Source organism: Cupriavidus gilardii, from assembly GCF_017598945.1.
In the GTDB taxonomy this organism is placed as follows: domain Bacteria; phylum Pseudomonadota; class Gammaproteobacteria; order Burkholderiales; family Burkholderiaceae; genus Cupriavidus; species Cupriavidus gilardii_E.
Genome location: NZ_JAGFTW010000045.1, coordinates 43,306 through 66,640, shown reverse-complemented (window position 1 = coordinate 66,640; position 23,335 = coordinate 43,306). Strand labels below are relative to the sequence as shown.

Here is a 23,335-nt window from a genome sequence, read left to right as displayed (position 1 = left end):
GCCGGCGGGCGTCGCGGCTGGCCTCGCCATTGGAAGAGTCTTGGAAGCGGGGCAGTAGCGAGATTAGGGGGCCCGCGTGATATGGCCGTGCACGCAGGCGTGAAAGAAGCGTGAAAGTTCTCCGGCAGCAGTACCGCGCTGCGTCAATCCGTGGCCTATAAAAGAGCTTTCAGGGCAGCTTCGCAAGCCGATGCCGCCGCGCGTGCCTCAGACATCGGCAACCGCAAGGACACCAAGCGATGGCGGCGGTCCGTCTCGAGCTGTTCGGCGGCTTCACGCTGAGTTCGCCGGACGGCACTCCCATCCCCCTCTCCGCGCGCAAGGCACGCGCGGTGCTGGCCTATCTTGCCTTGGCCGACGGCCGGCCCCAGCCGCGCGACAAGCTGGCGGCGCTGCTCTGGCCCGACAGCCATGCCGAACAGGCGCGCACCAGCCTGCGCCAGGCGCTCAGCGCGGTACGCCGCGCGGTGGAGGGCTATCCGGTGGTGTTGGCCGATGCGGACAGGGTGGCACTGTGCGGTGTGGCGGTCGACGTGGTGGCCTTCGAAGACCATCTGCGCGCCGCCACCCCGGACGCGCTGGAGGCCGCGGTCGCGCTGTATCGCGGCGATCTGCTCGAAGGGTTCGATGCCGCCGCGCCCACCTTCGACCAATGGCTGGCGGTCGAGCGCGAGCGGTTGCGCGGCCTGGCGCTGCACGCGCTGGCCCGGCTGCTCGATCGGCACGAGCAGGCCGGCGAGCTGGACCGTGCGGTCGCCTGCGCCACGCGGCTGCTGACGCTCGATGCCCTGCAGGAGTCGGTGCACAGGGCGCTGATGCGGCTGTACGACAGACAGGGCCGGCAGGCGCTGGCGCTGAAACAATACCGCTTGTGCAGGCTGGCGCTGCAACGCGAACTGGGCGTGTCGCCCGAAGCGGAAACCGAGGCGCTGCATCAGGCGATTCTGCGCGCCCGGCGGCAGACGTCCGCGCCCGTACCGTCGGCGCCTGCGCCTGCCTCTACGTCTTCGTCTACGTCTACGCCTTCGGTGCGCGACGCGCCGGCCGAAGCAATGTTGACGGCCGCTTCGGAGGGCGTGAACAGCCCGACCGCGGCGCCTGCGGGCAGCACGCCGGAACCGCGCCATGCCGTGGTCGTGGTCGCCAGCGTCGACGATATCGGGGCCCATGCCGCCGGGCTCGACGCCGAGCAGATCCACGGCCTGCTGATGCGCTGGCGCCAACGTGCGCGAGCGCTGGCGGCGGCCTGCGGCGGCGCTGTGACGGACGAGATCGGCGCGCGTCTGACGGTAGTGTTCGGCGTGCCGGTGGCGCACGGCAACGACGCCGAGCGCGCCATGCACGTCGCGGTCGGCCTGCACGACAGCGTGCGCGGCCTGTGCCAGCAGTGTGCGCCGCCACCCGAGGTGCGCGTCGGCGTCGCCAGCGGGCAGGTGCTGTTTGCCGCCTCGCCGGGGACGACGACCGCGACAACGGCGGCAGCGGCCGCAACGGCGGGCAGCGGCATGACGCTGACCGGTCCGCCCGTCAACGTCGCCGCCCGCGTGATGGAACACGCCGAGGCCGGTGAAACCGTGGTGTCGAACCGCGTCTTCCTCGCTTTGCCGGGGCGGCTGGAGGTCGAGCATCTGACCGATATGTCGATGCCCGGCATTGCCGAGCCGATACCGCTATGGCGCGTCCGCCGGTTCCTGGATGCTGCCGAGACGGCGCCGCAGCATGCTTTCGTCGGGCGGCAGGCCGAACTGGTGCAACTGGCCGGCGTCGCCGGCGATTGCCTGCGCTCCGGACAGGGCCGCGTCGTGGTGATCCGCGGCGAGGCCGGCATCGGCAAGAGCCGGCTCGCCGAACGCTTTGTCGCGCTGGCGCGCGAGCACGGCATGGATGCACTGCGCGCGCTCGTGCTCGACTTCGGCGTCAGCACCTCGGGCGATCCGCTGCGCGTGCTGGTGCGCGGACTGTTCGGCGTCGAAGCCGGCGCCGGCGTCGATGCGCGTGCGGCCGTGATTGCCGAAGCGGTGGCCAGCGGCCGCGTCGACGATGACGACGTGCCGTTCGCCTTCGACCTGCTCGACGTGCCGCAGCCGGAGGCGCAGGCCGCGGCGCTGGCGGCGATGGATGCCGGCGCGCGCCAGCGCGGCGTGCAGCGCTTCCTGCTGGCGCAGGTGGCCCGCCGCAGCACCGTGAAACCGCTGCTGATCGTCGTCGAGGACGTGCACTGGGCCGAGCGCGCGCTGCTCGATTGCCTCGCCCGGCTCGCGGCCGCTACGCGGACCTGCCGGCTGGTGCTCGCGATGACCGTGCGGCCCGAGCAGGATACGCTCGACAGCGCATGGCGCGCGGCCGCGGGCAGCGCGTCGCTGACGACGATCGACCTGGGGCCGCTGAACGATGCCGAGGCGCGCGAGCTGGCCACGCGGTATCGCCATGTCGACGCGCAGCTGGCCGATTCGTGCATCCGTCGCGCCGACGGCAATCCGCTCTTTCTCGACCAGCTGCTGCGCAATGCGGACCCGGGCACCGACGCCGACGCGCTGCCCGGCACGCTGCAGAGCATCGTGCTGGCGCGCATGGACCGATTGCCGGAGCCGCATCGGCAGGCGCTGCAGGCCGCCGCCGTGCTCGGACAGCGCTTTTCGCCCGCGGCGCTGCGCCAGCTGCTTGGCACGGCCGACGATCCGTGCGACGCGCTGGTGCGTCAGGCGATGCTGCGGCCAGAGGGCGAGGACTACCTGTTCATGCATGCGCTGATTCATCAGGCGGTCTACGCGTCGCTGCTCAAATCGCGCCGGCTCGCGCTGCATCGGCGTGCCGCCGACTGGTACCGCAGCCGCGATCTGACGCTGCATGCGGAGCATCTTGACGCCGCCTCCGATGCCGATGCCCCGGCCGCCTACGAAGCCGCGGCGCGGCACGAGGCCAGCCACTTCCGCAACGAGCGCGCGCTGCGTCTGGTCGAGCGGGCGCTGCAGATCGTCGGCGATGGTGCGAGAAAGCAGTCGCTGGCCTGCCTGCGCGGCGAGCTGACGCTGAACCTGGGGCAGCCGGCCGAAGCGTTGAAGGCCTTCGAACACGCGGTCGCGCTGGCCGACGACCACAGCCAGCGCGCCCACGCCTGGTTCGGCGTAGCCTCGGCCCTGCGGCTGCTGGACCGCTACGAGCGCGCGCTGATCGCCTTGCAACATGCCGAGCGGGGCGCGGCGGCGGTCGGCGACGCCGACATGCTGGCGCAGATCGAATCGCTGCGCGGCAATATCCATTTCCCGATGGGCGACCTCGACGCCTGCCTGGCCGCCCATCAGCGCGCGCTGCAGCATGCCGGCACGGCGGGCTCGGCGCTGGGCGAGGCGCGCGCGCTCGGCGGGCTGGGGGACGCCTATTACCAGCAGGGGCGGATGGTGACCGCTCGCGTCCACTTCGTTCGCTGCGTCGAACTGGCCCGCGCGCGCGGGTTTGTGCGGATCGAAGGCGCCAATCTGCCGATGGTCGGGGCGGTCGACATCTTCTGCCTGGCGCTGTCGTCCGCCGTGGCGCGGTGCGAGGAGGCACTGCGCATCGCGCGCCGCATCGGCGATGCGCGCATCGAACTGCTGGCCTACGACGTGATGGCGTCCACCGAGCAGCTGACCGGCGAATGGCCCAAGTCCCAGGCCCATGCCGAGCGCGCGCTGGCGCTGTCCCGGCGGCTGGGTGCGCGCCGCTTCGAAGCCGAACTGGCGGGTCGGCGCGCGCTGGCCATCGGCCATCAAGGCCATCCGGAAGCCGCGGAGCAATTGCTGGACGAAGCGCTGGCCCTGAGCCGCGACACCGGCATGCGTTACTCCGGCCCGATGATCCTCGGCTTTCTTGCCCGCACCACGCGGGATCCGGACAGGCAGCGGCGCGCGCTGGTCCAGGGCGAGGCGATCCTTGCGCAGAGCTGCGTCAGCCATTGCCATCTCGACCTCTACGAGGCGGCGATCGAGGTCTCGCTGCGCAATGGCCGCTGGGACGAAGCCGATCGCTATGCCGACGCGCTGCAGGCTTATACACGGCAGGAGCCGTTTCCCTGGGCCCAGTTCCAGATCCGCCGCGCGCGGGCCCTGGCGGCGCTGGGCCGCAGCCGGCGCCGGGTCGCCGAGACCCGGCTGCAGGCGGAGCTGATGGCGCTGCGCAAGGAGGCGGCCGGCGCCGGCATGCTCGCGGCCCTCGCGGGCATCGAAGCCGCGCTGCGGCAGGTTGGCGCGCTGCACTAGCACCCTGGCGCGGCCACGTTGTCGCTTGCGCCATGCGCAGCGACCGAAACAGAAACCTGCCAGCGATTTCCAATAGCGCAACTGTTTTGCCGCCCGGCACTATCCGACCAGCACCAACGCTACACCCCCCGGTGCACCCCCGCCACGGTCTGGCGGACTCCCATCCCACTTCGTCAGGAGCAATCATGGCTGGCAATCAGACTGTCGCTTCGTCTGCCATCGTCGATTCGCGGCCGCCGCCCCAACCTGTCGGCGATGCGCCGAGAGATCATGGGACGATGGCCATGCAGGCGGGCGGATGCTCGGCTCGCGTGCAATATGTTCGCGCCACGGACCTCCCTTCGACCCATTCGGCAGGCGACGGACATATCGGTCCTTGGGAAAAGATCCTGTCGTTCTTCGGTATCCGAAAGCCCGCACCGCTTCCCGATCGGCCGCCCATCGCGGATCTGCCGCCCATCGCGGATCGGCAGCCCGGTCCAGACAAGGCGCTGGCCGAGCATCGAGTCGAGGCGGCACCGGTCAAGGACAACTCCCCACCTGCGGCCGAAACGAAACCGGCGACACCCTTTCCGATTCTGAAGCTTCCGTTCGAGTTGCTGTGCGAGGTGATGGCACGAGTGCCTGCGGGCGATCGCCATTTCTTCCGCGGTAATACCACCCTCGGAACGACGTGCAAAGCTTTCCATGCCGCCATCAACGCTGTGTCCAACATGGAACCGCATCGTGCGGACGACGCAATAGCGCGGCGCATATCCGGAATGTTGTGGGGCAGTCAGATTCCACCGATGATCGAGGAACTTGCCAAGGCGAGGCCATCAGTCCGCGAGTGGGCGCTGCAAGCCGTGATGATCATGGCCACCGGAATGTCGGTAACGGGCAGGCGAGACACGATGATGCTGGTGCTTCAGCGTGCGAAGAAGCAGTCTGCGTTGTGGGAGTTGGAGTTGATGCGCCACCTCGCACGCTGGGTGCCAGATACGGACAGCGAACTCTTGACCCTGCTGACTGATCGGGTGCTACGGCACGATGCGAAGAACGATGACGAATATCTGGCCAAGGCGCGGGTTCTCGCACAACTTGCGCAACGGATCAGTCCCAACGATCTTCCCGGGACGGTGCGCCGATGGGAGTCGATATACAAGGCGGTCTCGGCCCATCCTCGTCATGAAGACGTCCTGACTGTGCGCGCGTTGAGAGCCGCATTCGATCATCTCAGCAGCGACACGTTCAACTGCAAGTTCAGTGTCGAGACCGAGGGGATGCTGCTGTGCAGATTGATTTGGCTTTACCGCGCTGTGGACAGTCTGCGATCGAAGGAATACATGGCGGCCTGTACAGAGGACGAACTCGCCTTGCGGCTGCCCCCGGAGCCGTTACCCGGCACGGTGAAGAAGCCGGATCCGTTGCGGGCTTATAGCAGCATCATGACTCGCCCCATACCAAAAATCGATCGCCTGCCATCCCACATTATGTAGCAGCGCAACGTCGCAACAATCGAAGAATTGCTGCATCCGGAGGAGACAATGCGAATTGGTGCCGCCCGTCAAGACACTCAATTGATTGAGAATATGGTGCCCGACTCGGAAGTCGGGCCGGCGAACAAAAATACCGAAGACGAAGCGCATTTTGGCAGTATGGCTCCATCCGGAGAGGCTATCGCGCCAATGTCCCAGCCCGAGGCAGAGAGCCAGCGCGATTCGGGTACATTGAAGCGGTCGGAAAGCGACCCCCTGATTCGTCCTCTCCTCATTGGCGTGCGGAACAAGATTCCGGCTGCTCACTCGGACCACAACGCGCATCCCGCTGCTCCGCCGAATCCCCGTTCGTCCCAGGTCGCCACGTGGCCTCCCCCATATCTATCTCACGCAAAGCTGTCCGAAACAAAGGGTTGGCATTTGCTCAATGAAGTGACATATGGGCTATGGAGCGCTGCAACGGTGAGCCGGGAGGCCATGCACATTGCCGCGGCTTCAAAGGAAGAGTGGAAAACGTTCTCCATCAGTTCGCATCTCCCTGTGGCCAATGAAGGCGCCTTGGTGGGCGGTGCGTTCTCACTGATCGAGGCCATAGGGACGGCTCACCTCGTGTGCAAGGCGGGGCGAAAGAAGTCGGAACTGGACCAGGCACTGAGCAAACATGCTGCTGGACGACGCCGCTTTGTCGACGGCGCTCCAGAAATCGCAAATCTGCTTGGTGAGAGACACGCGCTTTCAACGTTGCTGCAGACGTGGCCTCGCGATGAGGAAACGAAGTTGCTCCCGGAATGGCAACGCGATGCCGCGGAACCACCGTTGAACCTTCAGAGAACCCAGGAAGACCAGAAGGGTGTCGAAGAAAAGTTGGTGAGATTGGCGCTGGACCTTGCAGCAGACTTCGAGCACTACGTTCGCTACGAGCAGGCCGCCAATCAGCTCGCGGAGGCAACCGACAATCTTCACGCCATGGGCGTCGCCGCTGCACGTGACAGCGTCGTGCAGTTGGGTGGAGCCGCGTGCAACGCGACGGAGGCCGCGGTAAAGCTTGGCGCGCAAGGCGTCGATGTCGCGGCAACCGGTGTCGCCAGCGGTGCGTTCGGCATGGCAATGGGCGCATTGCACATGGGTGCGGCCGCGGTCGGATGGTACCAATCGGAGCGGACGCTGGCAGATCTGGCAGCGGTCCGCAGTCGAAGAGCGGATTTGCGGACCGTCGATGGACGAGAGCAGCAAGTCCTCGGCGCAGCGGAGCGCCACCGGCAATGGTTGAAGAATCAGGCGGCCAGGACTGAATCGGCTGCGGTCCGGCAATCGCACGCCGCAAGCGCGGCCGCGCCGGTAACGGAGTCCGTGGACGATGTCGCGAGCGCAAACCGCCTGATCGAGATCGTGCTGCATCACCAGGACAAGTCCTTTGAGGCCATCGAGGCGACTGAACTCAAGAAGAAATCCCGCGCGAAATTCCGCATGGGATACGGCGCAGCATCGATGGCGGTAGGCGCTGGCTTCGTTGCGCTGGCGACGATCGGCACTGGAGGCCTCTTCGTAACGGTATTGGCGGCCGCGGCGCTTGCGCTGGGCACTTTCTGGCTCGTCTCCGGCGTCGCACGGTTTGTCAGGGATCGCATCGAGGCATATCGGGAAGCGAAACGCGACCAGCAATTGAAGGACGCGGCGCAGCGCATTCTGCAGGAGCAACGGGAACCCACCCTTGAGGAGATGCGAAGCAACCGGTTTGTTGCCATCGATGCCATGCTCAGGTCGTTGCTCAACGGCGACCGGCCGATCACCCGATGCGCATTGACCGAAGTTCTCGTTTCACTGGGAATGGATGCGAACCTGCTCGAAGCCATCAGGTTGCGTTCAACGGTTCGGTTGGATCCAACCTATGCGAAGGACAAGGAAGACATCGCGCAAAAGCTTCGTTGTTTCGCCTCGGAGGCGAAAACGGAGGCGCTGAAGACCGCCATGGAAGGCATGGCGTTGCGCAGCGATGAAGCCATGCTCAAGCCGTTGCGGCAATTGTTCCAGGAGTTCATCGAAGGAAAGACGGCGATGCGTCAGCAGTACGAGCGCCGGACCGGAGTGCTGACTTTCCTGCGCGAGAAATTGCGCGATGTTCTCGGGAAGATTGGCTTCGGCCCGGGCGCTGAACCGAAAGCAGCAGAGTCAGCAGCAGAGTCGGTCTTCGCCGATGTGAGCGCCGATGTGAATGCGCCGATGTTGGACGGGCCGGACGTCGCCGCGATTCCGATACGAGGTTTGGCTCCATGACGATACGAAGGCGTCCGAACCGGGCGCCCCGAGTCTTCAGCCCTGACAGGACTTCAGCATGCGTGCCGCGTGCGCGTGTCCGGCTGACGTAGCGTAAGTCAGCGCGGTCCGCCCGGAGTGGTCGCGCAGCTCCCAGTTGGCGCCGGCGCCCAGCAGCACGGCAAGTATTTCGATATGGCCGTTTGCTGCGGCATGCATCAAGGCGGTGGCGCCGCGAATATCGCGGGCATCGACAGAAGCGCCGCGTTGCAGCAGCGCCTGGGCGGTGTCGCGGTGCCTGCTGCGACCCCTCTGCAGGTCCTGGCACCGCTCGTTGACGGTCGAAGGCGCGACGAATTCGGCAATCGGGCCGATACGATCGATCCGCATCCTGCCAACCCGTTCCTGCGGCGACAATCCCGCGGACAGCGCTGCCGCGTGCAAAGCGACGAAGGCCAGGGCGGATCGCCCTTCGCCGTCCTTGGCGTCGACCGCGGCGCCATGGCGTAGCAACACCTCGACCGTGGCACGGTGGCCTGCCACGGCGGCGAACATCAGCGCCGTCCGGCCCAGGGCATTGCGGGTATCGACGACTGCACCGGCATTGAGCAGCCTGTCCACGATGCCGTCGTGCCCGGCCACCGCCGCGGCCATCAGGGCGGTGTCGCCGCACTGGCTCGGCACCTCGGTGGCCGCCGAAGCGGCGAGTAGCCGCTCGACCACGGCGACGTGACCGTGGAAGGCGGCGAGCATCAAGGCGGTGTCGCCGCTCTCCGCCGCGCCCAGATTCAGCTGCCGCATGCCGTGCTCGTCGGCGTGCGCCAGCAGCATGTCCACGACGCTCTCGTGGCCCAGTTCGGCGGCGACCATCAGGGCCGTCTTGCCGCCCTGCACGGCAAGATCCAGCGGCATCTCACAGGCCAGCAGCGCTTTGACTTGTGCGCGGTCTCCGTGCGTCACCGCCTTGGCCATGTTGGCGAGATAGGCGCGATACCAGCCGTCATGCCGTTGCAAGTGGGCGATGACCGGTTCCATGCCGGGTTTGGGCTGCCGCTGCGCGCCCAGCCCACGCTCGTAGGCATAGCCGCCATCGGCATCGGGGACGAAGGCGGCGAGCCAGCTGCCGCCGTCTCCGTTCCGGTCGGCATGCGCCAGCAGCCAGTTCAGGCGGGCGGGCTCGACGTCCCGCTGGCCGAAGGCGATATGCAAGGCGGTTTCGCCCCGCAGATTGCGCGCGTCGAGGCGGGCGCCCTGTTCGAGCAGGCAGGCGAGGACGGTGACCGGCGCCCCACAGCGGACGGCGAAATGCAGCGGCGGATCACCATGGGAATCGCACAGGCGCAGCGCATCCGGCGTGGCGGCGAGGGCGTGCCGGATCAGCGCGAGCTTGCCGCTACGGATGGCGGCGTGCGGGGCGGGGATGGCGGCCCCGTCAGTCGGGAAGGGTTCGAATGGGTCGCGCTGCATGGCGGCGTCCTCCGTCGGGACTGGCTCGCCGTCCGCCGCAAGGAGAGGGCGGGAACGGTGGCGGGCTTGGGGGAACGCCAGCCTACGTACCGTGCTGCGCGATTTCTTACGAAAATGTGTCGGTAGTTCAATCTTTCGCAACAACAGCGTCGGTACTGTTGCAGGAAAGCAGCGAACTGCGAATGGGGGTGCCGGGTTGCGTGCTACCGCAGGCGAGGGGAATCAAGGGCGAGCCGGGGGCGCGCCGGAGAACAAGGGGCGAGGCCGCAAGGGGCGAGGCCGGCGGTGGCCTCGCCGTGTTTGGGCGGCGTGCGCGGGCGTCAGGTTCTGCGCCGCACCAGCCCGTAGATGACCAGCAGCACGATCGCGCCGATCACCGAGGCGATCCAGCCGGCCGGCTCCCCGGGGCGATACCAGCCGAGCGCCTGGCCGACATATCCGGCGATCAGCGAGCCGCCTATGCCAAGCAATATGGTCAAGATCCAACCCATCTTGTCGTCGCCAGGCTTGATGGCCCTGGCGATCAGCCCGACGATCAGGCCAACGATCACCGTACCGAGGAATGACAGCATACGCATCTCCCAGTTGCGAGCGGCCGGCGGGTCCGAGCCGCTTCGGCGCCATCTTGCCACGGCTTGCGGCGCAGGGCGAGCGGTCGAGGCCATCCGACATTCAGAGTTTTTGAAACGATCGTCCAGTCCAGGACCGGCCGCAGTGGCCGCAGTGCTGGCAAACTTCGCCCTTATCGCGAATCATCGCGCCATCGATCATTCATCGGGAGACCGCCGTGGGCGAATTGCAAGTCCTGCTGGAACAGCACGGACTGACGCTGGTATTTCTGAACGTCCTGATCGAGCAGGCGGGCCTCCCGGTACCCGCGTACCCGCTGTTGCTGGTCGCCGGCGCGCTCGGCATGCGGGAGACCGGCCCGTCGATCGGCGCGGTGCTGGGCGCCGTGGTGGTCGCCTGCCTGATTGCCGATTCGCTTTGGTACTTCGCCGGCCGGCGTCTTGGCCAACCAATGCTGCGCACCATCTGCAAGGTATCGCTGTCGCAGGACAGCTGCATCCGGCAGACGCAATCGCTCTATCTGCGGCTGGGACCGCGCTCGCTGATCTTCTCCAAGCTGTTGCCGGGCGCGGGCGCGCTGTCGACCGCGATGGCCGGCATGACGGCCACGCCGTTCGCGGTGTTCCTGTTCTACGACGCCCTGGGTGCGGTGGTCTGGGCCGGCGGGGCGCTGATGATCGGCGCGGCGTTCAGCGATGCGATCGACGCCGTGCTGGACGCTTTCGGCACCTATGGCCATCTGGCGCTGATGCTGGCGCTGCTCGCGCTCGCGCTGTTCATCGTCTGGCGTTGGTGGAAGCGGGTCCGGCTGCTGCGCCGCACCCGGAGGATTCCGCGCATGAGCGTGATCGAGCTGGAGGCACGGCGCCAGGACGGCCGCCTGCCGCTGGTGCTCGACGTGCGCGCGCCAGGCAGCGCGGCGCTCGAGCGCATTCCCGGCGCGCTTGCGGTGGACCCCGACGCGCCGCTGGATCTGCTCGCCGAACACCCGCCGGCGGTCGAGATCGTCGTCTATTGCGCCTGCCCCAACGAACTGTCCGCCGCGATGCTGGCCGAGCGCCTGCGTGCCGCGGGCTACGCCAATACCTGGGCGCTAATGGGCGGCATCGACGCATGGAAGCAACTGCACGGAGAGCGGGCGGCGGCGGCTTAGTCGAGCCCCGCACCGGTCGATCGGGGCGGGAGACCCTTCCGACAACGAGGGAAGAGAACGGCTATAGTTGCCGTTCCAATCGATCGCCGCCCCGGCAGAGGCCGTGGCGGCGCCGGGATGTGTCGATGCCTCGATGTGCCAACGTGCCATCGATCGCCACGCCCGGCCACAAACCGTTCCCGCATCGTCTTCCCGCATGACCGCTCCCACCACTGCCTACTCCCTGCTCGACCTTTCGCCGATTCCCGAGGGAAGCGACGCCGCCCAGTCGATGCGCAATTCGCTGGACCTGGCCCAGCACGCCGAACGCTGGGGCTATCGCCGCTTCTGGCTGGCCGAGCACCACAATATGCCGGGCATCGCCAGCGCCGCCACGGCGGTGCTGATCGGCTACGTCGCCAATGGCACCTCAACCATCCGGGTCGGCTCGGGCGGCATCATGCTGCCCAACCATTCGCCGCTGGTGGTGGCCGAACAGTTCGGCACGCTGGCCTCGCTGTTTCCGGGCCGTATCGACCTCGGGCTGGGCCGCGCCCCGGGCACCGATCAACTGACCGCGCGTGCCTTGCGCCGCAGCGCGACCCACGATACGGCCGACACGTTCCCGCAGGACGTCGAGGAGCTGCAGGCCTATTTCGACGAGCCGCGGCCCGGCCAACGGCTGCGCGCGGTGCCGGGCGCGGGCCTGAAGGTGCCGCTGTGGCTGCTGGGCTCGAGCCTGTTCAGCGCCCAGCTGGCGGCATCGATGGGCCTGCCGTTCGCCTTCGCCTCGCATTTCGCGCCGGGCTTCATGCGCCAGGCGGTCGATCTGTACCGGCAGACGTTCCGGCCCTCGGAGGCGCTGTCCAGGCCGTACGTGATGCTCGGCCTGAACGTGTTCGCGGCCGACACCGAGGCCGAGGCGACCCGTCTGTTCAGTTCGCTGCAGCAGCAGTTCCTGGCGCTGGTACGCGGCACGCCCGGACGCATCCGACCGCCGGTCGACGATATCGAATCGATGTGGACCGAGACCGAGGCGGCCCATATCCGCCGATCGCTGTCCTGCTCGGTGGTCGGCGACCTCGAGACGGTGAGCGAGGGCATGCAGCGCTTCGTCGACGATCTGCGTCCGGACGAGCTGATGCTGACGGCGCAGATCTACGATCACCGGGCCCGCCTGCGTTCGTTCGAGCTGGCAGCGCAGGCCGCGCAGCAGTTGCGGCCGGTGAGCGGCGCGCAGACGCTGTAGCACCGCATACTGGCCACCGGCGTCGCCGACGCCCAGCTGCGGCTTCAGCCTCTGCTCATGCCGCGGCGGTGGTGACCCCGGTGGCCGTGCCGCTCGGCGCCTGCCGATGGCGGCGTACGTTCTCGATCAATTCGCGCCGTGCCGCGTCCAGCCATGCGGTGCGATGCCTGACCGGGTCCCTGGGCGACAGCGTCGCCGCGCTGATTTCGCCCAGAAAGTAGCGCACCATGCTGCCGGCGCGCGCCGGCACCGGCATCATGCCAAGCAGCTGGCCGGCGCCGATGACGCCGGCGTCGGCCGCGTGGCACAGGCCCGCCCAGGCGGTGCGGCCGAGCGCGAGATAGAGCGCATCGTTGCGGACACGCGCCAGCCGCTCGAGGAATTGGGTCTCGAACGCGCGGCGCAGCATGGGAACGGCCAGCAGCGCTTCCAGCGTGCCATCGAAGGCCAGTCCCCGCCGCATCGTCGCCTGTGGCAGCAAGGCCAGCGGTTGCAACAGGTGGAAGCCGTCTTCCCACAGGACCGTCGCGCGTTCGACGCCGACCAGCGCGGGGATGTCGAAATGATCGAGCATGCGGATCAGGTTCGGCCGTACCAGTGGCCCGCCGAGTTCGATCTGGCGCTTGTTTTCCAGCTGGACGATCCGGCCAGGAGCGTGCGCGCGCAGCAGTGCCTCGGTCAGTTCGGCGGCGAGCCGCACGTGCATATGTCCTGGGGTCGTGCTGACCAGCACGAGCCGCGCAGTGGCATTGACGTGTTCGAACGGCACGTAGCTCATCACGTAGGTGCCGTCGTTGTCCACGACGATCGGATGCGCGATCACGGCATTGGCGCCGCCTTGCCGGATGCGCCCGCAGTAGTCTTCGATGTAGCTGCTCAAGTTGCCCCCGTTCCACAGCGACGTATTGTTCTGCCTGCTTCTCGGCGGTTGCCGATATCCGTCGGTTGCTTGCATGGTAAGCGCCGGAATGGGGCAGGCAAAGTCGCGGCGCGACGTTTCGGGCGCGGTGCAGTGCGCCATTGGTGGGGCAGCGAACAGATGGCGTCAACCGCGCTTGAGGAAGCCCTGGGCGGTGCGCGCCGTCGGGCGACAAGCGCCGTTCAACCGCCGGTGCAGGCGAGCGTGGCCGGTCCGGCCTGCGGGTCCATCGCCACGATGGTCGGTGCCAGCCCACGCAGCAGCTTGACGGACAAGGCGCTGGTGAAGTTGTAGCGCGCCGCATGCGGGCCGCGCACATGCAGCGTGACGGTGCCGAAGTAGCGCTCGCCGATCGTGAAGACGAAGGTCGCCGAGCGGCTGACCGCGCGCGATGCAATCACGTAGCCGCCGCGGCCGAACACCATGTGCCGATGATCGCCGGTGCCGGTCTTGCCGCCGAGCGCCATGCCGCGTTCGGCAGGAAAGACGCCTTGCGCCGAGCGCGCGGTACCGCCCTCGACGACGTCCAGCAACGAGCGCCGCGCCAGCTCCGCGACGTCCTCCGGCAGCAGGCGCTTCCGTTGCCCAGGTCGCAGCACGAACCGGGTTTCGTAGGGCGTGCCGGTGGCGAAGTCGAGCCAGCGCACGGTCTCGGTGTACGGCTGCACGCCGCCGCTGAGCAGGATGCCGGCCAGTTCCGACAGCGCCGCGGGACGATCGCCGGAGGCGCCGACCGCGGTGCCATAGGAAGGCGTCAGCGTGTCGAAGGGATAGCCCAGCCGGCGCCAGCGCTCGCCGATCCGTTCGAAGGCATCGCGCTCGAGCAGGATGCGGATGCGGTTGTCCTGCCCGGCCTTGCTGCGCGTGCGGAACAGCCAGGTGTAGACCTCCTGGCGCACGTCGGCGCTGGCCTCCAGCACCTGTTTCAAATCGGCCTCGGAGTGGTCGTCCAGATAGTCGATCAGCCACAGTTCGAGCGGGTGAATGCGCGACAGGTAGCCCCGGTCGTTCAGCGAGAATTTGTCCTTGCCGTACTTGTCGTAGAGCGCAAACACATCCTCGTCGTCCAGCTTGGTGCCGAGCTTGGCGCGCAGATGGCGGGCGAAGGTGGCCTCGTCCATGGTGGGATCCGCGCTGCGCAGCGCCACCGCGACGCGTACCGCGATCGGCTTGACCCGCTGCAGCAGCAGCGCGATGCGGGCCTCCTTGTCGAGCGCCTGGTATTTGCGATAGAAGCCGGTCAGGAACTGGCTGCCTTCTTCGTCGGCAAAGCGCACCAGCCATTTGCGCCGCCCGGGGGCATCGCGATCGGCGAGCAGCTCGCTGGCATCGGGATGCGCGCGGTGGACCTCGTAGCGGACGATGTCGCGCATCATGCGGATGAACACCAGATTGACCGAGTGCTGGAAGGCACGACGCACCGTCATGTTCTGCACGCTGGCCGAGCGCTCGAAGTTGGTGAAGGTCTGCAGCCCGCCGCCGGTGAAGAACGCTTCGCCGGCGCCCCCGGCGTACTTGCGTTCGAGCGCGGCCTCGAGCATGGTGCGGCGATCGCTGCCCGGGTTCTTCAGCAGCCAGTCGATCGACCATCGCGTCAGTCCGTCCTGCGGCGAGACGGGGACGCGCTGCAGCTCCGTGCGCGTCATGCCGGCGTAGCGGTCGTGCAGTTCGGCGATCAGCTCGAGATACGTCACCAGCGTGCGCAGCTTGGCGGTCGACCCGAGGTTGAGCCGCGCGCCGCTGTTCAGGTCGAACGGCTGATCGATATTGTCGGCCTGCACGCGCAGATAGCTGGCGTTGCCGACCCGCTCGAACAGCGTGAAGCTGGCCGCGAGCTTCGACGGATCGTCATGGTCGCGCAGCATGTTATGGCCATAGAGGCCGAGCTCGCGCGCCCCCTCCTTGTCGCGCAGCTTCATCAGCGTCGCGGTGATCTGGCGCTGCGCCTCGGTGTTGATGGTGCTGGCGACCGTCAGATCGAGCCGGTCCAGATCGTAGCGGCTCGAGACGCCGAGCAATCGCGACAGGTCGGTGCGTACCTGGTTGATGGCCTTGCGCGTGACGAAGGGATCCGCGGGCGGCAGCGAGGGGATCGGCGCCTTGTCGAGCCGCGCCGCGAGGGCGGCGTCGCGCAGCCGGGGCGTGATTACGCCGGCGCCGGCGAGCAGGCGCAGATAGCTGTCGGTCAGCGGCTCCAGGTTGGTGTCGTAGCGGCGCAGGTGATACGAGGGGCGGCGCTGCGCGATGATCAGCGACAGCGCCTGCTTGAAGACCTGCGCCTCGCGCGGGGTCGGCGGCCTGTGCTCGATCTCGTGCAACATCCGGTTCGCTTCGTCGAAGTCCTCGCCGTACCAGTAGTACATGCCGTCGCCGATGCCGTGGATCTCGCCGCGGCCATTGCGCGCCGACAGCGGTACGGTATTGAGGTAGTCGACCACGATGCGTTCGCGCGCCCGCACGGTATCGCGGCCTTCAAGATAGGCGCGGACCGAGGCCGAGCCCATCTGTCGCAGTTTCTCCGAGATCGACGACGTGCGTCCCTGCGGCGAGTGGCGGTATTTCTCGATCTGCGTGGCGAGCGTGCTGCCGCCCGGCGTATCGCGCTCGCGGTCGACGATGGAGATCAGTTGATCGACCCCGGCGCGCGACAGCCGCCGCCAGTCGAGCGCCGGATTGCGGGTCGGATATTCGGGATTGAGCAGCCCCTGGTTCTCGACGAACAGCAGCGAGTTGGCCAATACCGGCGGCACCTCGCGGTAGTCCTGGTATTGCCGCTCGGGAAAGCGCTGCACCGACACGCTGCGGTCGTTGCAATCGAGCAGCGCCAGCCCGGCGCGGGTCTTCTCGCGATAGGGCGTGTACAGGCCGAGATCGAGGTATTCGAGCATCGCCTCCGACATCCGGGCCTGATGCTCGCGCACGAAGCCGCGCGATTCGAGCAGCTCGGTGTAGTGCGGCAGGCGGGCATAGCCGAGCCGCATGTCGTAGGGCCCGGCGTCGGGGAAGCGGATGCGGTCGCTGGCGCCCGGCGCGATGGTGTAGGTCAGACGCTGACCCCAATCGTGAAAATAGCGCGCCTGCCACCGCGAGGTGCGAACCTCGTCGGCGATCAGATGAGCGGCGAAATAGCAGGCGCCGCCAACCAGGACCAGCAGGACAACGATAGGCCAGACACGACGCGACACAGTTCGCTTCCGGTGCTATTGGTGGTCGATCGAAGCGTCATTGCGCACTACGGGCCGCGCGCCTCCGACCTCTAGTATTGGCGCAAGTCGGCGTTTGCACAGGGCTGCCGACAGAAATTTTTCTGGCCGGGTCGTCGAGGTCGGCGAACGCGAGCGGGCGATCGGCTCGCAGGGCCAAGTATGCCTTGACCGTCGCTCGCCGAGAAGGGAGCCGCCCCGAGTTGGTCTAAGGGCGGCCGTGCGGGCCGGGCGAGCGCGCCCGTCAATGCCGATGGGAAGGGCGGCCTGCCTGGCGCCTGGCCTCCGGCGCAACGCCCAGTCGCCGCGCCAGCCGGTGAAAGTTGCTGCGATCCATGCCGGCCTCGCGCGCGGCGGCCGCATAGGCGCCGCCATGCCGGGCCAGTGCGGCTTCGACCCAGCGCCGCTGGAATGCGTCGGTGGCTTCGCGCAGGGTGCCGCTTCCCGGCTGCGGGTCCGCGTCGTAGGTGCCTGCCGGCTGTGGCTGCGAGGTCCGATGGACGGGGCTCGGGTCCGCCTGCGCCTGCGCCGGCGGCGGCCGGCCGTGATGGCCGACGTCCTCGTTGCCATGCGCGAGCCGGCTGGTGCCGCTGTCCAGCCCGAGGTGGCGCGCCTCGATCGCGATCCAGCGCGCCCCTCGGCGGGATTCGGCCAGCGCGCGCAGGGCCGCCCGGCTGATCAGATGTTCGAGCTCGCGGACATTGCCGGGCCAGGAATAGGCCATCAGCGCCATCGTGGCGTCGGGCGAGAGCCGCAGGTTGCGCGCACCGAGGCGGTGCTGGTTTTCCTCGAGGAAGCCGCCCGCCAGCGCCAGCACGTCGCGGCCGCGTTCGCGCAGCGGCGGCACCCGCAGCGGATAGACCGACAGCCGGTGGTACAGGTCGGCGCGAAAGCGGCCCTCGGCCACCGCCTTGCCGAGGTCGCGGTTGGTCGCCGCCAGCACGCGCACGTCGACGCGCAGCAGCCGGTCGCTGCCGGGCCGTTGGACTTCGCCGCTCTGCAGCACGCGCAACAGCTTGGCCTGCACCGGCAACGGCAGTTCGCCCACCTCGTCGAGAAACAGCGTGCCGCCGTCGGCCAACTCGAACTTGCCGACGCGGTCCTGCACCGCACCGGTGAAGGCGCCGCGCTTGTGGCCGAACAGCTCGCTGTCGGCCAGCGTCTCCGGCAGCGCCGCGCAGTTGATCTGCACCAGCGGCCGGTCGCGCCGGGCGGAGCGGTCGTGCAGCCGCTGCGCGACCAGCTCCTTGCCGACGCCGGTCTCGCCAAGAATCAGCACGCTCAGGTCCGAGCCCGCCACCGTGTCGATTTCCTGCTTGAGGCGCTTCATCGCCGCGCTCTTGCCCAGCAGTTCGCGCGGCTGGCCATGGGCCTGCAGCGCGCGGTTCATTTCGCGCTCGCGCGCGGCCCGCTCGGCCAGCGTCCGGATCGTCTCGTCGGCTTCGATGCCGGATTCGAGCATCGTCACCACCGCCTGCATCTGGGCCCCGGAGACGTCGGCGAACGCGCCTGGCTGCAGCGCGTCCAGCGTGACCAGGCCCCACAGCCGGCCGCCGCAATGCAGCGGCGCGCCCATGCAGTCGTGGATCGGCAGGATGTCGGGCTGACCCTCGATCAGGCCGTCGTACGGGTCCGGCAGGCCGCAATCCGCGGCAAAACGCACGCCGTCCTCGCTCTCGAGCAGTTGCGCCAGCCGCGGGTGGGCCGACACCGGGAAGCGGCGTCCCAGCGCGTCGTCGCTCAGGCCATGTACGGCGACCGGCACCAGCACCTCGCCTTGCAGCCTGAGCAAGGCAGCCGCATCGCAATGGACGATGCCGCGCGCGGCGGCCAGCAACTGGCGGAAACGGCCGTCGTCGGCCAGCGTCGGGAAATCGGAATTCGTGGTCATATGAACAACCGTGTGGTCGTCTGGACCACAGAAGTGACGTTGTCATTAGGACAACTGACCGCCATGGTGCCATGAAAATCAAGGGCTTGCGACGACAGCCGCTGCTGGCACGCCGCTTGATATGTATTCGGTACCCATCGACGTCCAATCACAGGAGCGTTTTCATGCTGTCCCCGAATACCATCGCGCTGGTCAAGGCCACGGTGCCCGTGCTGAAGCAGCACGGCGAAGCGATCACGCAGCACTTCTATCGGCTGTTGCTGACCCGCCATCCGGAGCTGAAGGCCTTCTTCAACGAAGCCCACCAGGTTCACGGCACGCAGGCCCGCGCGCTGGCTGGCGCGGTGCTGGCCTTCGCCAGCCATATCGACCAGCTCGACGCGCTGGCCGGCGCGTTGCCGCGCATCGTGCAGAAGCACGCCGCGCTGGGTGTTCAGCCGGAGCACTACCCGATCGTCGGCGGCTGCCTGTTGCAGGCGATCCGCGACGTGCTGGGCGAAGCGGCGACCGACGAGATCGTCGGCGCCTGGGGCGAGGCCTATGGCGTGCTGGCGAACATCCTGATCGACGCCGAAGAGGCGGTCTATCGCGACAACGCCGCCCAGCCCGGCGGCTGGCGCGGCACGCGGGAGCTACGCATCGCCCGCAAGGTCCAGGAGAGCGAGATCATCACCTCGTTCTACCTGGAGCCGGCCGATGGCGGCGCGCTCCCGGCATTTCGGCCCGGCCAGTACCTGACGCTGCTGCTGACCGTCGATGGCGCGCCGACCCGTCGCCACTACTCGCTGTCGGATGCGCCCGGCAAGCCGTGGTATCGGATCAGCGTCAAGCGCGAGCCGGGCGGCCGCGCATCGAACTGGTTGCACGACCATGCCAATGTCGGCGATGTGCTGCAGGCGCTGCAGCCTTGCGGCGACTTCGTGCTGGAACAGCCCGCCGACAATCGGCCGCTGGTGCTGGTGACCGGCGGGGTCGGTATCACGCCGGCGATCAGCATGCTGGAGGCGGCGGCGCCGGCTGGCCGGCCGGTCCATTTCATCCATGCCGCGCGGCACGGCGGCGTGCATGCCTTCCGCGAGCGCGTCGACGCCATTGCCAGCAACCATGCCAATGTGAGCGTTTGCTACGTCTACGACACGCCGCGCGAAGGGGACGCGCCCCACGCCGTCGGCTTCGTCACGCGCGAACTGCTGGCGAGCCGGCTGCCGGCCGACCGCGACGTCGACTTCTACCTGCTCGGTCCCAAGCCGTTCATGCGCTCGGTCTACGCCGACGGGCGCGCGCTGGGCATCGCCCCCGAGCGGCTGCGCTTCGAGTTCTTCGGGCCGCTGGAGGATTTGCAGGCGGCCTGAGGCCGTCAAGTCTGGGGAGCCGGCGGTCGCCCGCGCTACTGCCCGCCCTCGGGCATGCCGATCGCCGTGGTCTCGATGACCTGCTGTTGATCGCCCTGGCGGATTTCGGTGCGCAGCACGAAGGCTTCGCTGGGGCAGTACCAGTCGGTCACGGTCATGTTGTAGGGGTCCGGCCGTTCGACATCGTCGCCGATATGGACCTCCCCTAGCGAGGCCTGCTTGTCATACCGGATCGGCAGGCATTCGCGGCGGCCGAGCGGCGTGTCGATCTGTTGCCTGCGGCCGACCCGCCGTTCGCTGATGTGGATCGAGGCGCGGGGCACGCGGATGGTCGTCACCGCTTCGCCCGAATGCAGGCTGTTGATCTGCAGGCTGGCGCTCGAGTGCAGCGATTCGCCGGGCAGCGTGCCGCCCTCGCGGATCTCGTGCCCGGCATAGGACAACAGTCCGGTGCCTTCGAACGAGGCCTCGCCGAACAGCCGGGCATAGCGGGCCTGCGCGTTGATGGTGGCGTGCTGGCTGCTGATCCGGCCGTTGGCGGAACCCGTATCGCGGACCAGCGTCAGCCGGTGCATCTGATCCATGACCACCGGCGGGCCCATCATTGCCGCTAGCGCGGACTTCGAGTGGATGTCGAGCCAGGCTGCGCAGCCGCCTGGCACGGGGCCGGGATGGCGCACCGTCATCGTGATCGACATCGGCATCTGGCCATCGGCCTCGAGCTGCGCGCGCGCACCGCCGCGAAACCACGGTGCCTGGCAGACCGGCGGGGCACTGCCGGTCTCGGCGGGCGGCCGGGCAGCGGGCTGGGTAGCGGACGGGGCGGCGGACGGGGCGGCGGGCTGCGCGTGCGAACTCAGGCCCCAGACCGCGGCCAGGATGGCGGCCAGATGCCGCGCCCGGCCGCGTTGCCGGTGAATGCCGCGTCGGTCAGCCAGCGCGGCTGTTGTCATCTCCGCCCCCTCGGTTCATGCCGCCACATTATGCAGACGGGGGGCGGGATTGCCTATGCGGGCCGATCCCCACGGAAGGGGCTCAGGCGCGGGCCCAGGTCAGGCGTGCGCGGGCTCGGCCAGCGGCGAGGGGACCAGTCCGGGGAGGGCGCCATGGCGCGCGGCGCGCCGCAGCTGCTGCAGGCGTGCCTGCAGGCGCGGATCGGGCTGCGTCGGCGGGTACATGCCGTTGGGGCAGGCCACGCCAAGCAGGTCCAGCGCCTGCTTGAAGTCGTCCAGCGTCAGCCCCTTGACCGGGTCCAGTGCGATCAGCCGGGGCTGCAGCGACGCGTCGACGGAGGCGGCATCGGCGGTCAGCACCACGTAGTTCTGGGGAGTCGGGCGAGTCGCGGCGAGGTAGGCCGTGACTTCCGCGCCGAAGCCGCCGGCGGCGGCCGGCGCGAAGGCCTGCACCTGCAGGTCCAGCTGTTGTACCAGCGCTGCACGTGCGCTCGCGCCCCAGGCATGCGGCAGCACCACGCGGGCGCCGGCGAGGCCGAACAGCCGCCGTACGAAGCCCAGTGCGACCGGATCGAACAGGCGCAGTTCGCGCACCGTGCCGGTCTCCGGTTTGCCGCCGAGCCGCGCGGCGGAGCGCTCGGAGAACAGCACCCCGGGCACGTCGAGCATGATCAATCGTTCAGACATGAAATTCCTCTGCATCCATCGGAGCGGTAGGGGAGCGTTCAGGTTACGACGCACGATCGGGCCTGCGGCCGGCCTCGGCGGCGACAACATGAAACAGTTCTGTAACTTGTGGTTCGGTGACGTAAAAACCGCCTGTCAGTGCCGACTTTTGTTTCCCATCGACACAATTCCGGCGGCTTGCGACCCTGTCGATCATGCCCGCTCGTGGTGCACGATCCTGCCTTCCACAACGCACCAACCCGCATTTGGGACGACGAATTCGGGTTCTCCCTAGGTGGGAAAACGGGCAGTTGCGGTATGGTTACGCCTTTTTCCAGGGGGGCGGTTTTGCCTCGACCCCGGGGCGCCTCGACCGCCGACATCGCGGGCACCATCTCGCCCGAACCCGACTCGGAGATTCGCCATGAACGAAATCGTCGATGCCGTCAACGGCATCATCTGGAGCTCGGCACTGATCTACCTGTGCCTGGGCGTCGGTCTGTATTTCTCGATTCGCACCCGTTTCGCTCAGGTGCGCCACTTCTTCGGCATGATCCGCCTGATGTTCGACGGCAAGTCGTCGGCGCAAGGCGTCAGCTCGTTCCAGGCCCTGGCGATGTCGCTGTCGGGCCGCGTCGGCACCGGCAATATCGCGGGCGTGGCCACCGCCATTACCTTCGGCGGCCCCGGCGCAGTGTTCTGGATGTGGGTGATGGCTTTCCTCGGCGCCAGCACGGCGTTCGTCGAATCGACGCTGGCCCAGATCTACAAGGAAGAGGTGGACGGCCAGTATCGCGGCGGTCCGGCCTACTACATCGAGAAAGGGCTGGGCACCAAGTGGTACGCGTGGATCTTCGCGCTCGCGACGATTCTGGCCTGCGGTGTGCTGATGCCCGGCGTGCAGTCGAACAGCATTGCGGCCGGCATGACCAATTCGTTCGGCATCGATCCGGCGGTGACCGGTGCGGTGCTGGTGATCCTGCTGGGCCTGATCATCTTCGGCGGCGTCAAGCGTATCGCCAAGTTTGCCGAGATCGTGGTGCCGTTCATGGCGCTGGGCTACATCCTGGTGGCCTGCGTGATCGTGGCGCTCAATTTCGGCAAGCTGCCCGAGGTCATCAGCCTGATCCTGCGCAGCGCCTTCGGCCTGGAGTCGGCCTTCGGCGCGGTGCTCGGCCTGGCGATCCAGTGGGGTGTCAAGCGCGGCGTCTACTCGAACGAAGCCGGCCAGGGCACCGGCCCGCATCCGTCGGCCGCCGCCGAGGTTTCGCATCCGGCCAAGCAGGGCCTGGTGCAGGCGTTCTCGGTCTATGTCGACACGCTGTTCGTCTGCTCGGCAACGGCCTTCATGATCCTGATCACCGGTGCCTACAACGTCGTCGGCCCCGCCAAGGAGGCCCTGCATAGCGGCCTGGCGGGCGTCGAAGCAGGCCCGGGCTTCACGCAGCATGCGGTGGAAAGCGTGCTGCCGGGCTTCGGCGCCGCCTTCGTCGCGATCGCGCTGTTCTTCTTCGCGTTCACGACCATCGTCGCGTACTACTACATCGCCGAGACCAACGTCGCGTATATCAACCGCAAGATTCACCGCCCCTGGATGGTGTTCCTGCTGAAGGTCGCGATCCTGGCGGCCACGCTGTACGGCTGCGTGCGCACCGCGACGCTGGCCTGGGCGCTGGGCGATATCGGCGTCGGCCTGATGGCGTGGCTGAACATCGTGGCGATCGTGATCCTGCAGAAGCCGGCCTTGAAGGCGCTGCGCGACTACGAGGCACAGAAGCGCCAGGGCATCGATCCGAACTTCGTGCCCGGTCCCTTGGGCATCGATAACGCGGTCTTCTGGGAGCAGCGTGCTGCCGGCGCCCAGCAGCGCCGCCCGGGCGACGACGAGGATGGCGGCGAGACGGTCGTGTCGCCGGTCATCGCGGCGCCGCGCTCCGCCGAATAAGGCGCATCCTCCAGCCGTGCGC

General features: G+C 68.0%; 14 protein-coding genes. 7 read left to right on the top strand and 7 right to left on the bottom strand.

The annotated features are described in order from the left end of the window. Positions 1 to 239: 239 nt before the first annotated feature. From J5T34_RS16330 to J5T34_RS16320, 3 genes are all read left to right on the top strand, one after another. A complete protein-coding gene (locus J5T34_RS16330) occupies positions 240 to 4,235 on the top strand; it encodes a BTAD domain-containing putative transcriptional regulator (RefSeq protein WP_208580773.1) in 3,996 nt (1,331 codons plus the stop codon). Positions 4,236 to 4,420: 185 nt separating this feature from the next. Then, positions 4,421 to 5,713 carry an F-box protein gene (locus J5T34_RS16325; RefSeq protein WP_208580771.1) on the top strand — a complete coding sequence of 431 codons (1,293 nt, stop codon included), beginning with the start codon at positions 4,421 to 4,423 and terminating at the stop codon, positions 5,711 to 5,713. 48 nt (positions 5,714 to 5,761) lie between these two features. After that, positions 5,762 to 7,987 carry a hypothetical protein gene (locus J5T34_RS16320; protein ID WP_208580769.1) on the top strand — a complete coding sequence of 742 codons (2,226 nt, stop codon included), beginning with the start codon at positions 5,762 to 5,764 and terminating at the stop codon, positions 7,985 to 7,987. Positions 7,988 to 8,023: 36 nt separating this feature from the next. On the opposite strand, the gene J5T34_RS16315 is transcribed toward J5T34_RS16320, so the two are convergent. Next, positions 8,024 to 9,433 (bottom strand): ankyrin repeat domain-containing protein, encoded by a 1,410-nt coding sequence (locus J5T34_RS16315; protein ID WP_208580767.1) that lies wholly within the window; start codon positions 9,431 to 9,433, stop codon positions 8,024 to 8,026. Positions 9,434 to 9,753: 320 nt separating this feature from the next. Continuing rightward, positions 9,754 to 10,005: a GlsB/YeaQ/YmgE family stress response membrane protein gene (locus J5T34_RS16310; protein WP_174106157.1), complete on the bottom strand. Its 252-nt coding sequence runs from the start codon at positions 10,003 to 10,005 to the stop codon at positions 9,754 to 9,756. A 215-nt stretch (positions 10,006 to 10,220) separates the two neighbouring features. Here J5T34_RS16310 and J5T34_RS16305 point away from each other — a divergent pair, with 215 nt between their 5' ends. Together J5T34_RS16305 and J5T34_RS16300 are read left to right on the top strand one after the other, a co-directional pair. Continuing rightward, positions 10,221 to 11,156, top strand: coding sequence for a DedA family protein/thiosulfate sulfurtransferase GlpE (locus J5T34_RS16305; RefSeq protein ID WP_208580765.1), 936 nt, complete (start codon positions 10,221 to 10,223; stop codon positions 11,154 to 11,156). Positions 11,157 to 11,352: 196 nt separating this feature from the next. Next, positions 11,353 to 12,384, top strand: coding sequence for an LLM class flavin-dependent oxidoreductase (locus tag J5T34_RS16300; protein ID WP_208580763.1), 1,032 nt, complete (start codon positions 11,353 to 11,355; stop codon positions 12,382 to 12,384). A gap of 55 nt (positions 12,385 to 12,439) precedes the next feature. On the opposite strand, the gene J5T34_RS16295 is transcribed toward J5T34_RS16300, so the two are convergent. From J5T34_RS16295 to norR, 3 genes are all read right to left on the bottom strand, one after another. After that, a complete protein-coding gene (locus tag J5T34_RS16295; RefSeq protein WP_208580761.1) occupies positions 12,440 to 13,264 on the bottom strand; it encodes a hypothetical protein in 825 nt (274 codons plus the stop codon). 221 nt (positions 13,265 to 13,485) lie between these two features. Beyond that, positions 13,486 to 16,488 carry a transglycosylase domain-containing protein gene (locus J5T34_RS16290; RefSeq protein ID WP_208580759.1) on the bottom strand — a complete coding sequence of 1,001 codons (3,003 nt, stop codon included), beginning with the start codon at positions 16,486 to 16,488 and terminating at the stop codon, positions 13,486 to 13,488. 262 nt (positions 16,489 to 16,750) lie between these two features. Beyond that, a complete protein-coding gene (norR, locus tag J5T34_RS16285; RefSeq protein WP_208580757.1) occupies positions 16,751 to 18,397 on the bottom strand; it encodes a nitric oxide reductase transcriptional regulator NorR in 1,647 nt (548 codons plus the stop codon). 164 nt (positions 18,398 to 18,561) lie between these two features. Between norR and hmpA the strand changes: the two genes are divergently transcribed. After that, a complete protein-coding gene (gene hmpA, locus J5T34_RS16280) occupies positions 18,562 to 19,749 on the top strand; it encodes an NO-inducible flavohemoprotein (protein ID WP_208580754.1) in 1,188 nt (395 codons plus the stop codon). A gap of 35 nt (positions 19,750 to 19,784) precedes the next feature. Here the strand turns inward: hmpA and J5T34_RS16275 are convergent, their stop codons facing one another. After that, positions 19,785 to 20,702: a hypothetical protein gene (locus J5T34_RS16275; RefSeq protein ID WP_244258990.1), complete on the bottom strand. Its 918-nt coding sequence runs from the start codon at positions 20,700 to 20,702 to the stop codon at positions 19,785 to 19,787. Between the two features lie 99 nt (positions 20,703 to 20,801). Continuing rightward, positions 20,802 to 21,389, bottom strand: coding sequence for an HAD domain-containing protein (locus J5T34_RS16270; RefSeq protein WP_244258989.1), 588 nt, complete (start codon positions 21,387 to 21,389; stop codon positions 20,802 to 20,804). 403 nt (positions 21,390 to 21,792) lie between these two features. Here J5T34_RS16270 and J5T34_RS16265 point away from each other — a divergent pair, with 403 nt between their 5' ends. Next, positions 21,793 to 23,313, top strand: a complete 1,521-nt coding sequence (locus tag J5T34_RS16265) for an alanine/glycine:cation symporter family protein (RefSeq protein ID WP_208580752.1) — start codon at positions 21,793 to 21,795, stop codon at positions 23,311 to 23,313. The last annotated feature ends 22 nt before the right edge of the window (positions 23,314 to 23,335 follow it).

What these genes read in the sequence shown, in the direction of transcription:
- J5T34_RS16330 (WP_208580773.1), top strand. Translation starts at nt 240, where the DNA reads ATGGCGGCGGTCCGTCTCGAGCTGTTCGGCGGCTTCACGCTGAGTTCG.
- J5T34_RS16325 (WP_208580771.1), top strand. Translation starts at nt 4,421, where the DNA reads ATGGCTGGCAATCAGACTGTCGCTTCGTCTGCCATCGTCGATTCGCGG.
- J5T34_RS16320 (WP_208580769.1), top strand. Translation starts at nt 5,762, where the DNA reads ATGCGAATTGGTGCCGCCCGTCAAGACACTCAATTGATTGAGAATATG.
- J5T34_RS16315 (WP_208580767.1), bottom strand. Translation starts at nt 9,433, where the DNA reads ATGCAGCGCGACCCATTCGAACCCTTCCCGACTGACGGGGCCGCCATC.
- J5T34_RS16310 (WP_174106157.1), bottom strand. Translation starts at nt 10,005, where the DNA reads ATGCTGTCATTCCTCGGTACGGTGATCGTTGGCCTGATCGTCGGGCTG.
- J5T34_RS16300 (WP_208580763.1), top strand. Translation starts at nt 11,353, where the DNA reads ATGACCGCTCCCACCACTGCCTACTCCCTGCTCGACCTTTCGCCGATT.
- norR (WP_208580757.1), bottom strand. Translation starts at nt 18,397, where the DNA reads ATGACCACGAATTCCGATTTCCCGACGCTGGCCGACGACGGCCGTTTC.
- hmpA (WP_208580754.1), top strand. Translation starts at nt 18,562, where the DNA reads ATGCTGTCCCCGAATACCATCGCGCTGGTCAAGGCCACGGTGCCCGTG.
- J5T34_RS16275 (WP_244258990.1), bottom strand. Translation starts at nt 20,702, where the DNA reads ATGACAACAGCCGCGCTGGCTGACCGACGCGGCATTCACCGGCAACGC.
- J5T34_RS16270 (WP_244258989.1), bottom strand. Translation starts at nt 21,389, where the DNA reads ATGTCTGAACGATTGATCATGCTCGACGTGCCCGGGGTGCTGTTCTCC.
- J5T34_RS16265 (WP_208580752.1), top strand. Translation starts at nt 21,793, where the DNA reads ATGAACGAAATCGTCGATGCCGTCAACGGCATCATCTGGAGCTCGGCA.